The organism is Rhodococcus sp. YL-1 (assembly GCF_001942025.1).
Classification (GTDB): Bacteria; Actinomycetota; Actinomycetes; order Mycobacteriales; family Mycobacteriaceae; genus Rhodococcus_F; species Rhodococcus_F qingshengii.
Window position 1 is genome coordinate 4,800,875 of the sequence record NZ_CP017299.1, and the last position, 13,290, is coordinate 4,814,164.

Genomic DNA, 13,290 nt, shown 5'->3' on the forward strand with positions numbered 1-13,290 from the left:
TAATAAAGGCGCACAGCACCGGGGATACTTCTCAGGTGACTGCAACACTGCGCATCAGCGGCCTCTCTGCTTCCCGGGGAGAACGCACCCTGTTCTCCGACCTCGATCTCACCGTTGCCCCCGGCGACGTCATCGGCCTCGTCGGCGCGAACGGCGCCGGCAAGTCGACGCTTCTCACCGCACTGGCCGGAATCGGAACCGCCGACGTCGAGGGTTCGATCATCCTCAGCCCACCGGATGCTGCGGTCGGTTACCTCGCGCAGGAACCCGATCGCATCGAGGGTGAGACCGTCCTCGAGTTCCTCGGCCGCCGCACCGGCGTCGCCCACGCCGAGGAAGTCATGAACGCCGCAGCCGAAACCCTGGCCGAAGCCGAAGAGGATCTGTACTCCCCGGCACTGGAACGCTGGCTCGCTCTCGGCGGCGCCGACCTGCTCGAGCGCGCCGAGAAGGTGGTCGAAGAACTCGGTCTCGGAGTTCCACTCGATGCACATATGACGGCATTGTCCGGCGGTCAGGCCGCGCGCGCCGGCCTCGCGTCACTGTTGCTTTCGCGCTACGACATTCTCTTGTTGGACGAGCCCACCAACGATCTCGACCTACGCGGTCTCGAGCAGTTGGAGCGATTTGTCGCCGAGACGCGCGCAGCACTGGTTGTCGTGAGCCATGATCGCGAGTTCCTCTCGCGCACCGTCACCGGAATCGTGGAACTCGATCTGGCACAACAGGACATCGCCGTGTACGACGGCGGCTACGAGTCGTACCTCGCCGAACGCGAGATCGCCCGCCAGCACGCACGCGAGGCGTTCGAGGAATACGCAGGCACCCGCTCCGATCTCGAAGATCGCGCACAGATGCAGCGCAACTGGATGGAACACGGCGTCCGCAACGCGCGTCGTAAAGCCAAGGACAACGACAAGATCGGACGCGGATTGCGGACCGAGTCGACGGAGAAGCAAGCCGCGAAGGCCCGCCAGACTCAACGCCGCATCGAGCGACTCGAAGTCGTCGAGGAACCGCGCAAGGAGTGGGAACTTCGTATGGAGATCGCGGCGGCGCCGCGGTCCGGTTCCGTTGTCGCAACCACGAACGGCGCCAAGGTAACTCGCGGTCAGTTCACGTTCGGTCCGGTCACGACGCAGATCGACTGGGGCGATCGAATTCTCGTCACGGGCGCGAACGGGGCAGGCAAGACCACCCTCCTCAACGTCCTGCTCGGCAAACTCGTCCCGGACGAGGGCATCGCGTCGCTGGGTTCCGGTGTCGCGATCGGTGAGATCGATCAGGCGCGTGGATTGTTCGAAGGTGATCAACCAGTCGTGGAGGCCTTCGGTGCGCAGGTTCCGGACTGGCCCGATGCCGATGTCCGCACTCTCCTCGCCAAGTTCGGCCTGCGCGGACACCACGTACTCAGATCTGCCGCTTCCCTGTCCCCCGGCGAGAGAACAAGGGCTGCACTTGCTTTGCTCCAGGCTCGCGGCGTGAACCTACTGGTACTGGACGAGCCGACGAACCATCTCGACCTTCCGGCGATCGAACAGCTCGAGCAGGCAATGGAGTCGTTCGAGGGAACCCTCCTTCTGGTCACTCACGATCGACGCATGCTGCAGTCCACCCGAAGCACGCGCCGGTGGAGAATGGAGAACGGACAGCTCTTCGAGGAGTAGCCGATCGACTCTGCTTGCGCAGACAACCCGCGTGTGCAACTATTTATCTGGCGCACGCAATAGTTGCATGCGCGGCATAGGTGGCCCGCGGATGACATGATCCCCCGTCGAGCTGCCACATCCCAGTCCCGAAAGGCACTCTTCAATGTTGTCGATCCCCGACCGCACACTGACTCACGGAACCACCGGCGAGCCGATCACCATCCCGCAACTCGGGTACGGCGTTTTCCAGGTACCGGACGCACAGACCGAAGAGGTCACTGCCGCAGCTCTCGAGATCGGCTACCGCCACATCGACACGGCCGCGATCTACGGAAATGAAGCCGGGGTCGGCCGCGCCATCGCAGGTTCGGATATCCCTAGGTCAGAGCTGTTCGTCACCACCAAGCTGTGGAATGACGATCAGGGCCACGACCGAACACTCGCCGCTTTCGACACGAGCCTCGACAAGCTCGGACTCGACTACGTCGACCTGTATCTGATCCACTGGCCCGCGCCGGCAAAGGGCCTGTTCGTGGAAACGTGGGCCGCTTTCGAGGAGATCCTCGCCTCCGGCCGTGCCCGTGCGATCGGCGTGTCCAACTTCCTGCCCGAGCACCTCGAACTGCTGGCCAAGCACAGCTCGATCACCCCGGCCGTCAACCAGATCGAATTGCACCCCAGACTGCAACAGCACGCGTCACGGGAGTACGCGCGAAGTCGCGGCATCGAAATCGAGGCTTGGAGCCCATTGGGACAGGGAACCATCCTCGACGACCCGGCCATCGGGAAAATTGCTGCAGCACACGGCAAGAGCCCGGCACAGATCATTCTGCGCTGGCATCTCGAACAGGGTCACACCGTTCTGTCGAAGTCGGTCACGCCTGCCCGCATGCGCGACAACGCCGCAATCTTCGACTTCGCACTCGATGCCGACGAGTCAGCGGCCATCGCAGCGCTGAACACCGACAGCCGTGTCGGGCCTGATCCAGTCGAATTGAACTGAATCGAAACGGCTTCAAGAATTTTCGTGGGGAGTCAACGTCAGCAGCACAGAATCGACGGACTGCTCGGCCAGGAGCGCGTCCAGCGGTAAGTGACGGAACAACGCTCGGTAATAGATCGGCGACGCCAGCGCGTCCAGGACGAAGTCCATGTCGAAGTCGCTCCGTATGTCGCCGCGTAGGCGCGCCGATTCCAGCACCGCCGCAGTGGAATCGCGTCGAGGCTGAAAGAATGCCGACTGGAAATCCCGCGCCAATTCCGCGTCCGCCGCCAGATCCGCGACCAACGCGGGCAGGATCCGACCGACTACCGTTTCGCTCAGCCCCACAACCAATGTCGTGATGCCGGCGACCAGGTCTGCCCTGAGATCGCCGGTGTCCGGCGTTGGATCAGTGCCGATGTGCGCCACGACGACGTCCACCACCAGATGCCGCTTCGACGGCCATCTCCGGTAGATGGCGGGTCGATGCACGCCCGCTCTCGTCGCCACCGAACCGATCGACAGCTCCGCATATCCGTTCTCCCCCAACAACTCCAGGGTTGCCGCCAGAACGGCGTCGTCGATCCGCTCGTCGCGGGCGCGCACCATCTACAGCACCGGCCGCGGCATGAGCACCAGACGCCAGCCGTCGGGATCTTCGAAAGTCATCCCCGCATTCTCCTCCCAGTACGGATTCTCGGCGCCAACGGGTTCGTGCCCTGCTTCCCCCAACCTCTGAACTACCTCGTACATCGCCGACTCGCCGGCGAAGTAGAGCACCAACAGGTTGTCCTGCGTCGGCGCCGGGCACGGGCTTCCGTCTTCGTGGGTCGTGAATTCGAGGTGATAGTTCGAATCCGGCAGACCCAGCATGATTCCGTCGTACCCGGCATGACCGGAGAACCGGTAGAGCTCTGGCAATCCCAGACAGTCGCGATAGAACGCAATCACGTCGTCGAGCCTGTCGGTGGGTCGCGCTACGCGCACTTGCACTACTGCGAGGTCGTTCGGCCAAGTTGTCATTCCAAAACAGTACAGTACGTACCGTAATGTTTCGAGAAAATGGCTGCCAGCCTCCCGACGGCAGCTCGCTTCAACTACAAGCGATCATTCTCCGGAAACGCCGCCTTGGGCATGAACTTCGGCCTGGCGAACAGCACAGACAGTTTAGTGGGCTGCGACTCCACCGGGCGATCGGACCGGTACAGCAACGCCTGCTGCGGGGTACTCACCCATTCACTGGCGAAGATCTCACCGAGGCGCGAAACCGGCACGTGCGACCCGTCCTCGAGTCGAACGGTGACGTCCGCCCCGATGTCCGACTGGCCGTACACGACCCACCACGATTCGCCTTCCACATCCCCCGGAGTGTGCTGCCCGATACCGATGACTGCACCCTTCTCCATCGGATCGCGCCAGACCGCTTCGCGCCCTTGCGGTCCCACGCAGTAGCTACCATCCTCGCGCACCTGCACGACCAGGCCGGACTCTTCGAGCACCAACTGTTCGACCACTATGCCAAGCCCCTTCCGTTGCCCGAACCTTATCCGCCGCCACGCCCCAGAAGCGGAACAATCGCGGTTCGTGTTGACAAATTGTTGGGTTTTTACAACACTTTGATGCATGAGCCCAGTCCGGCGGGGAGACGCGCTCCCCATCTTCAATCGCATCGGAGTGCTTCGCGCCGAGCGGAAGATGAGCCGGGCACAGCTTGCGCAACTCGTCGACGTGAATCCGCAGACGGTGGGGGCACTCGAACGCGGTGACCACTACCCCAGCCTGGATCTTGCATTCCGAATCTGCTGGGTGTTCGACCTCCCGGTGGAGGCGGTGTTCTCCCGGACAGAGTTCGGGCCGCTGTCGACGGAGGTCTACCGGAATGCACCGTCGACGGAGGTCTACCGGAATGCACCGTCGACGGAGGTCTACCGATCTGACCGCACTACCGAGGGGAGTGAAAAGCCAAGTGCCTGAATCAAATCTGATCGACCGCTACCAGGCCCACCGCACTCGGCGGTTCCTGCAGAACGAGGAGACGTTCCGACATTGGCTCCCGAATTGGCGAACCCGTCGACGTCGGCGCGTACTCGTCGTCGCCCTGGCGGTCCTGTTCACCACGATGGTTGCCGTCAGCACAGCATGCCTGTTCAATCCGCTCTTCGCCGTGGCATGGCCGGTCCTCACCCTGCTGTTCCTGCCGACGTGGTCCTCACTTCAAATCGTGTCGGGCCGGCAAGGGGATGCTCCGCGGCAGGCGTTGGACGAATGGGAGATCCAGCAACGCAACGACGCTCGCTCCGTCGGGCTCAGCGTGACCCAAACGTTGGTCTTCATTGTCGCCATTTTCCTCATTTTCACCTCGTCGGTGCAGTGGAATATAGAGAGGCTGCCTTACACGGGAGGTTTATTGGCACTGACTGCAATGCTGATCGGCGCGTGCACGCCCGCGATGATTCTCTCGTGGACCAATCCAGACCCGGATCCGATTGATTCGGAAGAGTTCGATCTCTGACCCGTATTACCGAAGCGCACCACTCGACCGATGGGAAGGACCCATGTCAGCCACCCTCACGATCGACGGCATCTCGAAACGCTACGGCGACGTCGTCGCACTCGACAACCTGAGTTTCGAAGTGCGCCCAGGCGAGATCTTCGGATTCGTCGGCAGCAACGGCGCCGGCAAGACGACCACGATGCGCATTGCGCTGGGTGTGCTCGGAGCAGATTCGGGAGAAGTTCGCCTCGGCGGCAAACCCGTCGACCTCGACGTGCGTCGCACTATCGGATACATGCCGGAGGAACGCGGCCTCTACCCCAAGATGAAGGTGGGAGCGCAACTTTCCTATCTGGCCGAGCTACACGGACTCTCGAAGGCCGACGCGCACGCGGCCACTGAGCGGTGGACCGAACGTCTGGGCATCGCCGAACGCGTCAAGGACACCGTCGATTCCCTGTCCCTCGGTAATCAGCAACGTGTGCAGCTCGCGGCGGCGCTGGTTCACGACCCATCGGTACTCGTTCTGGACGAACCGTTTTCGGGCCTCGACCCCGTAGCAGTCGATGTCATGAGTGACGTGCTGGTCGAGAAGGCTCGCACCGGCGTTCCCGTAATCTTCTCCAGCCATCAGCTGGATCTGGTGGAGCGCCTGTGCGATCGCGTGGGCATCATCAGCCGCGGCAGCATGCGAGAGATCGGAACCGTCGACGAGCTACGAGGCAAGGGCGACGGCCGAATCGAAGTCTTCGCCCCTGACGCGCCGGTCGGTTGGGCACACCATCTGATCGGTGTCACCACACTGAGCCACCTCGACGGCCGAACGCTCCTGAGCGTCGACGGCACGGCCGACGATCAGCAGATCCTGCACGCAGCATTGAAAACCGGACCGGTGCACGAGTTCACGCTACGACGTCCGTCACTGACCGATCTGTTCCGAGAGGTAGTAGCCGCATGAGCAACCAGTTGAGCGGAGGTCGAGCCATCGGGTTGGTCGCCCGACGCGAATTCATGACGCAGATCTCGAAGAAGAGTTTTGTGATCAGCAACGTCATCATTCTGGTCGCGATCATCGGCGGCATCATCGCCTTCTCGCTCTTCTCCGGCGGCGACGAGGACAAGTCGAAGATCGGCTTGGTCGGCAACCAATCACTCAGTGCCACGATGGTGTCCATCGGCGACACCCTCGGAAATCCGGTGACGGTAACGGAGGTTTCCGACGACGGCACCGCGCGTGATCAAGTCAAGGACGGCGACCTCGACGTGGCCGTGATCGCTGGATCGGGCGGCGGCGTCACTGTCGTGACCAAGAAGGAAGTAGCCACGAATCTGCGGGCCGTCATCGAGAGTTCCGTTGCACAGCAGGCACAATCGAATGCGCTTTCCGCTGCGGGGATCGACCCGGCTCAGCTCGCCGAAGCCACGTCCACCGCAGTGGTCACCATCGATGCCATCGATCCCCCGGATCCCGAACAGGGCCAACGTATAGCGATGTCGATCGCTGCTGTGGTGCTCCTGTACATGCAGATCCTGTTGTTCGGAACGTACGTGGCGATGGGCGTCGTCGAGGAGAAGTCCAGCCGTGTCGTCGAGTTGCTGCTCTCCACTCTCCGTCCACTGCAGTTGTTGTGGGGCAAGGTTCTCGGAATCGGTGCTGTCGGCCTGATGCAGATGGCTGCCTATGCCGTCGCGGGCGTCGCCACCGGACTGGCGACGGGCGTCCTGACCGTGACGGGCACCGCAATCGGCGTTCTGTTCGGCACTCTCGGGTGGTTCATTCTCGGCTTCCTCTTCTTCGCCGTGCTGTACGCCGCCGCCGGGTCCATGGTCTCGCGACAGGAGGACGTCAACGCCACCGCGATGCCTCTCGCGCTGCTCGTCATGGCAATGGTCAGCGTGGCTTTCGTTTCGGTGAGCAATCCAGAAGGAACCCTGAGCAACGTGTTGAGTTGGATTCCGCCGTTCTCGGCAATCCTCATGCCCCTGCGCATTTCCGCCGGTGTTGCTTCTCCGTTCCAGATCGTGGGAACGATTCTGCTGATGCTGGTGGTGACCGCTGCGCTGTCGATGATCGCGGCAAAGATCTACCAGCGCTCCATCCTTCGCATCGGCAAGGTCGTTTCGTGGAAAGAGGCGTTCGGACGCTGATTTATCCGGCACACAACTGACGCCACACGATCCCGGCAGCACCCCGTCCAGGTAGGTTCATCCTGGACGGGGTGCTGCTTACTTGGAGGACGTTGTGCGAATCTCGGCCGAAGAACTACTCACTGCGGTACTCGATCCCGAGAGCTTCGTCTCTTGGGACTCCCCGCCCGTCGACGTCGGACCTGGCGCGAAATACGCGGAAGACCTGGCGAAGGCCCGCGAGAAGAGCGGAATTGACGAGTCCGTCGTCACCGGTGTGGGTACGGTTCGGGGCCGTCGGGTCGCGGTAATTGCCTGTGAATTCAGCTTTCTCGCCGGTTCCATCGGAGTCGCCGCGGCCGAGCGGATCGTGACCGCCGTCGAACGTGCTACGGCAGAACAACTCCCGCTGCTCGCCTCGCCCACCTCCGGCGGAACGCGGATGCAGGAGGGCACCGTCGCCTTCGTTCAGATGGTGAAGATCGCTGCGGCAGTGGCTGTTCACAAAGCGGCACACCTGCCCTACCTGGTTTACCTGCGCAATCCCACCACCGGCGGGGTCTTTGCCTCGTGGGGATCCCTCGGCCACATCACCGTCGCGGAACCCGGTGCTCTGGTGGGATTCCTCGGACCCCGTGTCTACGAATCGCTGTACGGCGAAAAGTTTCCCGACGGTATCCAGACGTCCGAAAACTTGTATCGCAACGGCGTGATCGACGGCGTCGTCCCCGTCGACCGCCTCCGTCTGCTGGTCAACCGAGCGTTGTGCGTGCTCACCGATCCCCCGGCCCCGGCGGCCACGGACCCGATTCCCTCACCCGAGATTCCCGATGTTCCCGCCTGGCAGTCGGTGATGCTCTCGCGCCGGGCCGATCGACCCGGCATCCGGCAGTTGCTCCGCCATGCCGCAACTGAACAGGTACCGCTCAGCGGCACCGGGCAGGGTGAAACCGACAAGACGATCTTGCTCTCGCTCGCCCGCTTCCGAGGCTTTCCGTGCATCCTGCTCGGCCAAGACCGCAGTGGCCAATCCGCGCTCACCACGATGGGACCGGCCGCGCTCAGGGAAGCGCGACGGGGCATGAAACTTGCCGAAGAACTACAACTCCCGCTTGTCCTCGTGATCGACACTTTGGGCGCGTCGCTGTCCAAAGAAGCTGAAGAACGTGGACTGGCCCCTGAGATCGCCCGTTGCATCGCCGACCTCGTGACGCTGAAGACCCCGACAGTGTCGGTGTTGCTCGGCCAGGGAACAGGCGGCGGGGCGCTCGCGCTGCTGCCCGCCGATCGGGTACTCGCGGCACAGAACGGGTGGCTCGCTCCCCTGCCGCCGGAAGGCGCAAGCGCGATCGTCCATCGCGACATCAGTCACGCACCGGAGATGGCGGCAGCGCAGGGCATTCGTTCGTTGGATCTGCTTCGAGACGGCGTGATCGACGCGATCATTCCCGAAACGCCTGACGCGGCCGACGAACCCGTGGAATTCTCCAAGAGGGTAGGGGCTGCGATAGCGCACGAACTCTTCGTGCTTGCCGAAGAGTCGGACACCGATCGCCAGTCCTCCCGTATCGCGCGCTATCGAAACCTGGGAGTTCCGCAATGACGACGAAGGACCGGAATGCGCTGACGCTGCCGCACAGTTACGACCGCGCGGCACTCGCTCGTTTCGAATTGTTCCTGTTCGCGGGCATCGCCACCGTGCTGATCACCCGCGCTTATCTGGCGGCAACGGGCTATCCCCAGATCGGGGGCGGCGCCCTCCACATCGCACACGTTCTCTGGGGCGGATTGCTGATGGCCGTAGCCATCGTGGCGACCGCCATCACCGAAGGCTCTCGCACGCGTGACCTGGCCACGCTCGTCGGCGGAATCGGGTTCGGTCTCTTCATTGACGAGGTCGGAAAATTCGTCACCGCCGACGTCGATTACTTCTACCAGCCTGCCATCGCGATCATGTACGTCGTCTTCGTTCTCTTCTATCTTGCCGCGCGCGAGGTGGTGATTCGGCGCGGAATGAATGATCGTCATCGGCTCGCCATCGGGGCGCGAGCGCTCTCGGACCTCGCTCTCGGTCAGCTCGACGAGATCCAGTACAACCACGCCCTCCGCGTACTCGACGGCGTCGAAGACCGCAGCCTCACCGACCTCGTCGATTCGATCAAAGCCGGCCTGCATTCACAGACTCCGCCGACCGGCGGTATCGAATCGAAGATCACTCGTGGCCGCAACGCGTTCTTCCACCGTGCCGAGGAACTGCTCCGGCACCGGGTCGTCCGCCGACTGGTACTGACCCTGTTCGTACTGCAGGCTCTTCTGGCGATTGTCCAGGTGATCTACGCGTTGGTTTCCGAGAACGTCGTCGAGGCCGACGACGTCTCCGACCTGGTGGTCCAGATCTCCACCGTCGCAACCGGAGTTCTTGTGGTTCTGGGAGTGTGGTTCCTCTTCCGAGGTCCGTACCTGCGAGCCTTGAGGCTCCTGCGTGCATCCCTCATCGTGAGCCTTCTGGTGACGCAGGTTTATCTGTTCACACAGGACCAGTTCGGCGCGCTTTTCGGATTCGCGGTGTCACTGTTCATGCTCGCGACTCTCCGCATCGCGATTCGAAGCGAAGAGGCCGCCGCGGCTCTACCGCAGTGAGATCGCAGGCCGACTCGGTAGATCGCGGATTCCGCGGAGGGGGCTGAAGAGCAAGACCAATCCGCACGGCGCGATCAGGCAGGCCATGATCCACATCGTCCCGCGCGGTCCCACTGCGTCGCCGAGATAGCCTGCCGTCAGAGCACCGAGCGGAATGCTGCTGTGCAGCAGGAACATACTCGTTGCCACCACTCGTCCGAGGCGGTCCGGCGGACAGTAACTTTGACGGAAACTGCCGAGCACCACGTTGCACGACACGACGCCCGCAACCATCACCATGCCGCCGATGCAGAACCAGAACAGGCCGGCACCGTACGTCGTCAGAGGTGCTAACAGGATGAACGGTCCCGTCACCAACTGACAGGTGAGAACGCTTCGGGCAGTGCCGAATCTGCGGCCGAGCGGGCGCGCGATCATCGATCCGACAATTCCGCCCACCCCGGCAATCGCCAGGAGAAGCCCGAGTCCGAACTCCCCCACGCCAACCGTCTTTTCCAGGAACACGATCTGGATCGTGGAGTACCCGGTGAGACCGAAATTGAGCAGAGTGCCGTAGACGACGATCGACCGCAGATACGGATCACCGGCGACGAATCGCAGTCCGAGCGCAATCTGGCGTCGCAACGGTTCTCGCTGATTCTGTCCGCGATGGACGGTCTCCTGCACACGAATCAGCCAAATGCATACAAAGCAGAAGGCGAACGTGAACGCGTCGACAACCAGACCGGCCGCGAGCCCGACAGTTGCAACCACCAGCCCACCGACGCTTGGGCCGATCACCCGAGTTGCGGCCTCGGCGCCCTGAATCTTCGAGTTCCCTTCGACAAGATCCGCTTCGGCGAGCACCGTGGGGAGATACGAGTGATAGGCCGCCTGGAAGAAGACGGTGGCTGTACCGGTGAGCAGCGCGACCAGGAGCAGGTGGCCGTATGTCATCGCCTCCAGGAAGCCGGCGATCGCGAGGCTCGCGAAGAACAGCGCGCACGCAGCGTTCGCGATCATCATGATCGGACGCCGAGGCAGCCGGTCGATCCAGGCACCGGCTGGTAGTCCGACGATCAACCACGGCAACCACACTGCCGATGCCAGCACACCGATCCGGAAGCTACTCGCGTCCAGTTCGCGAAGCGCGATCAGCGGCAGTACGACGGTCGTGACACCGTTTCCGATACCGCTGACTGCGTCGCCGGTCCACAGAAGTCGGAAGTCACGCAGAGCGAGGACTCCCCAGAAGCCTGCGCGTTGCGCTGCACCTGTCACATCGATCCCCCCTTTCAGTCCCTGCCCTATCCCACCCCTGCGCGCCACTGGCCGACGGGACAGGCCCGCCCGGCGCAAAGGGACGGTACCCGCACCGCTACTGAGGCGCACCGCACTGACGGTGACCTAAGGTGTTTCAGGTCACCGGTAAGCGAAGTTCACGAGAGGACACACGTCGATGAGCTCTTCCGAGCAGGCGTCCCACACCACGTATGCCGACGCATATCGCGAGAGCATGGATCAGCCGGAGAAGTTCTGGCTCGACGCTGCGCGGGCCGTCGACTGGGATGTCGCCCCCACCAAGGCTCTCGACGACTCTGCCGCGCCGATCTATCGCTGGTTCCCGGATGCTTCGCTCAACACCAGCTTCAATGCCCTCGATCGGCACGTCCGCGACGGCCGCGGCGATCAGACCGCGTTGATCTTCGACTCCGCGATGGTACCCACCAAGGCCACGTACACCTACGCCGAATTGCTCGAGCAGGTCTCACTCTTCGCCGGCGTCTTGAAAGATCAGGGTGTGGTGGCGGGCGACCGCGTGATCATCTACATGCCGATGATCCCCGAGGCTGCGATCGCGATGCTCGCGTGTGCGCGAATCGGCGCTGTGCATTCGGTGGTGTTCGGCGGCTTTGCGGCCAAGGAGCTCGCAACGCGAATCGACGACGCCGGTCCAGTGGTGCTCGTGACGGCGTCCGGCGGCCTCGAACCCGGACGAACAATCGAGTACCTGCCGATGGTCGAGAAGGCTCTGCAACTGTCCGCCACTCCCGCGCACACCGTGATCGTGAAGAATCGCGAGCAGATTCCCGGTGCAGCTTCCGACTACAAGTCAAGTGCCGCAGCCTGGTTCGACTGGGACGAGCTGATCGCCGACGCCACCCCGGCCGACCCGGTGTCGGTCGCCGCGACGGATCCGCTCTACATCCTCTACACCTCGGGAACGACCGGTAAGCCCAAGGGCGTCGTCCGGGACAACGGTGGCCATGCCGTTGCGCTGACGTGGACCATGAAGAATCTGTACGACATCAGCCCAGGACAGGTGTGGTGGACCGCCTCCGACGTCGGCTGGGTGGTCGGCCACTCCTACATCGTCTACGGACCGTTGCTCGCCGGAGCCACGACGGTCATGTACGAAGGCAAGCCCGTCGGCACCCCCGACGCCGGTGCGTTCTGGCGCATCATTTCCGAATACAACGTGTCGGCACTCTTCACCGCTCCGACAGCGATCCGCGCGGTCCGCAAGGCCGACCCGGACGCAAAAGAGCTTGCCAAGTACGACATCTCGTCGCTCGACACACTGTTCGCGGCCGGCGAGCGCTTGGATCCCGACACCTACGAGTGGGCTACTCGGATTCTCGATCGCCCGGTGGTCGATCACTGGTGGCAGACAGAAACCGGTTGGGCCATCTGCGCGAATCTGCGCGGCCTCGAACCCATGGAGATCAAAGCGGGCTCACCCACCGTCGCCTGCCCCGGATACCGCGTCGAAATCGTCGACGGCAAGGGCGAACTCGTGGGTCCGGGCACCGAGGGCAACATCGTGATCGGCCTGCCGCTTCCTCCCGGAACACTCGCCGGACTGTGGCGTGACGAGGACCGGTACGTGAAGTCCTACCTGTCGACTTTCGAAGGCTATTACCTCACCGGCGACTCCGGGTACATCGACGAGGACAACTACGTCTTCGTGCTCGGACGAAGTGACGACGTGATCAACGTTGCCGGACATCGCCTTTCGACCGGAAGCATGGAGGCCGTCGTCGCCGGCCACCCGGCTGTCGCCGAATGCGCGGTCATCGGCATTCACGACGAACTCAAGGGGCAACGGCCGAGCGGTTATGTCGTGCTCAAGTCCGGCGTCGACATCGATCCCGAAACACTCCGACAAGAACTGGTCGCGCGGGTGCGAGACCAGATCGGTGCCGTCGCCACTTTCCGGGACGTCACCGTCGTCGCCGCACTACCGAAGACTCGTTCCGGCAAGATCCTCCGCAAGACCATGCGGCAGATCGCCGACAACGAGGAGTACACGGTCCCGTCGACCATCGAGGACGCGAGCGTATTGGACGAGTTGTCCAAACTCCTTCGCGGATAAGGATTCAGCGAATTCCCCTGTCCGTCTGCCTCCGGACGTAGCA

Annotated in this window: 13 protein-coding genes; 9 read left to right on the top strand and 4 right to left on the bottom strand. The window is 62.9% G+C overall.

The window, feature by feature from the left end; genetic code table 11:
- Positions 1 to 35 precede the first annotated feature (35 nt).
- Both BH682_RS22145 and BH682_RS22150 read left to right on the top strand, forming a co-directional pair.
- On the top strand, positions 36 to 1,667 hold the full coding sequence (locus BH682_RS22145) for an ABC-F family ATP-binding cassette domain-containing protein (RefSeq protein WP_030535395.1): 1,632 nt from the start codon (positions 36 to 38) through the stop codon (positions 1,665 to 1,667).
- A 145-nt stretch (positions 1,668 to 1,812) separates the two neighbouring features.
- Positions 1,813 to 2,652, top strand: a complete 840-nt coding sequence (locus BH682_RS22150) for an aldo/keto reductase (RefSeq protein ID WP_075834122.1) — start codon at positions 1,813 to 1,815, stop codon at positions 2,650 to 2,652.
- Positions 2,653 to 2,664: 12 nt separating this feature from the next.
- On the opposite strand, the gene BH682_RS22155 is transcribed toward BH682_RS22150, so the two are convergent.
- The 3 genes from BH682_RS22155 to BH682_RS22165 form a co-directional block, all read right to left on the bottom strand.
- The gene (locus tag BH682_RS22155) at positions 2,665 to 3,240 is read right to left on the bottom strand and encodes a TetR/AcrR family transcriptional regulator (protein WP_075834124.1); all 576 of its coding nucleotides are present in this window, start codon (positions 3,238 to 3,240) and stop codon (positions 2,665 to 2,667) included.
- The gene (locus BH682_RS22160) at positions 3,241 to 3,654 is read right to left on the bottom strand and encodes a VOC family protein (protein ID WP_021332241.1); all 414 of its coding nucleotides are present in this window, start codon (positions 3,652 to 3,654) and stop codon (positions 3,241 to 3,243) included. It lies immediately after the preceding gene.
- Between the two features lie 74 nt (positions 3,655 to 3,728).
- Positions 3,729 to 4,145, bottom strand: coding sequence for a hypothetical protein (locus BH682_RS22165; protein ID WP_003940252.1), 417 nt, complete (start codon positions 4,143 to 4,145; stop codon positions 3,729 to 3,731).
- A 109-nt stretch (positions 4,146 to 4,254) separates the two neighbouring features.
- On the opposite strand from BH682_RS22165, the gene BH682_RS22170 reads away from it, so the two are divergent.
- The 6 genes from BH682_RS22170 (at position 4,255) to BH682_RS22195 (ending at position 9,892) form a co-directional block, all read left to right on the top strand.
- On the top strand, positions 4,255 to 4,605 hold the full coding sequence (locus BH682_RS22170; RefSeq protein ID WP_042952669.1) for a helix-turn-helix transcriptional regulator: 351 nt from the start codon (positions 4,255 to 4,257) through the stop codon (positions 4,603 to 4,605).
- Complete coding sequence (locus BH682_RS22175) at positions 4,598 to 5,143, top strand: hypothetical protein (protein ID WP_075834126.1); 546 nt, start codon at positions 4,598 to 4,600, stop codon at positions 5,141 to 5,143. The genes BH682_RS22170 and BH682_RS22175 overlap by 8 nt, the downstream gene beginning before the upstream one ends.
- Before the next feature lie 43 nt (positions 5,144 to 5,186).
- Positions 5,187 to 6,083 (top strand): ABC transporter ATP-binding protein, encoded by an 897-nt coding sequence (locus tag BH682_RS22180; RefSeq protein WP_003939757.1) that lies wholly within the window; start codon positions 5,187 to 5,189, stop codon positions 6,081 to 6,083.
- Entirely contained in the window at positions 6,080 to 7,273 is a 1,194-nt protein-coding gene (locus BH682_RS22185; RefSeq protein ID WP_007733417.1) for an ABC transporter permease, read from the top strand. The genes BH682_RS22180 and BH682_RS22185 overlap by 4 nt, the downstream gene beginning before the upstream one ends.
- Positions 7,274 to 7,367: 94 nt before the next feature.
- Positions 7,368 to 8,855: an acetyl-coenzyme A carboxylase carboxyl transferase subunits beta/alpha gene (locus tag BH682_RS22190; RefSeq protein WP_075834128.1), complete on the top strand. Its 1,488-nt coding sequence runs from the start codon at positions 7,368 to 7,370 to the stop codon at positions 8,853 to 8,855.
- A complete protein-coding gene (locus BH682_RS22195; RefSeq protein ID WP_020908745.1) occupies positions 8,852 to 9,892 on the top strand; it encodes a hypothetical protein in 1,041 nt (346 codons plus the stop codon). The genes BH682_RS22190 and BH682_RS22195 overlap by 4 nt, the downstream gene beginning before the upstream one ends.
- Here the strand turns inward: BH682_RS22195 and BH682_RS22200 are convergent.
- Complete coding sequence (locus tag BH682_RS22200) at positions 9,881 to 11,152, bottom strand: MFS transporter (RefSeq protein WP_075834130.1); 1,272 nt, start codon at positions 11,150 to 11,152, stop codon at positions 9,881 to 9,883. The genes BH682_RS22195 and BH682_RS22200 overlap by 12 nt on opposite strands.
- A gap of 178 nt (positions 11,153 to 11,330) precedes the next feature.
- Here BH682_RS22200 and BH682_RS22205 point away from each other — a divergent pair, with 178 nt between their 5' ends.
- Entirely contained in the window at positions 11,331 to 13,247 is a 1,917-nt protein-coding gene (locus tag BH682_RS22205) for a propionyl-CoA synthetase (protein ID WP_003940009.1), read from the top strand.
- Positions 13,248 to 13,290 lie beyond the last annotated feature (43 nt).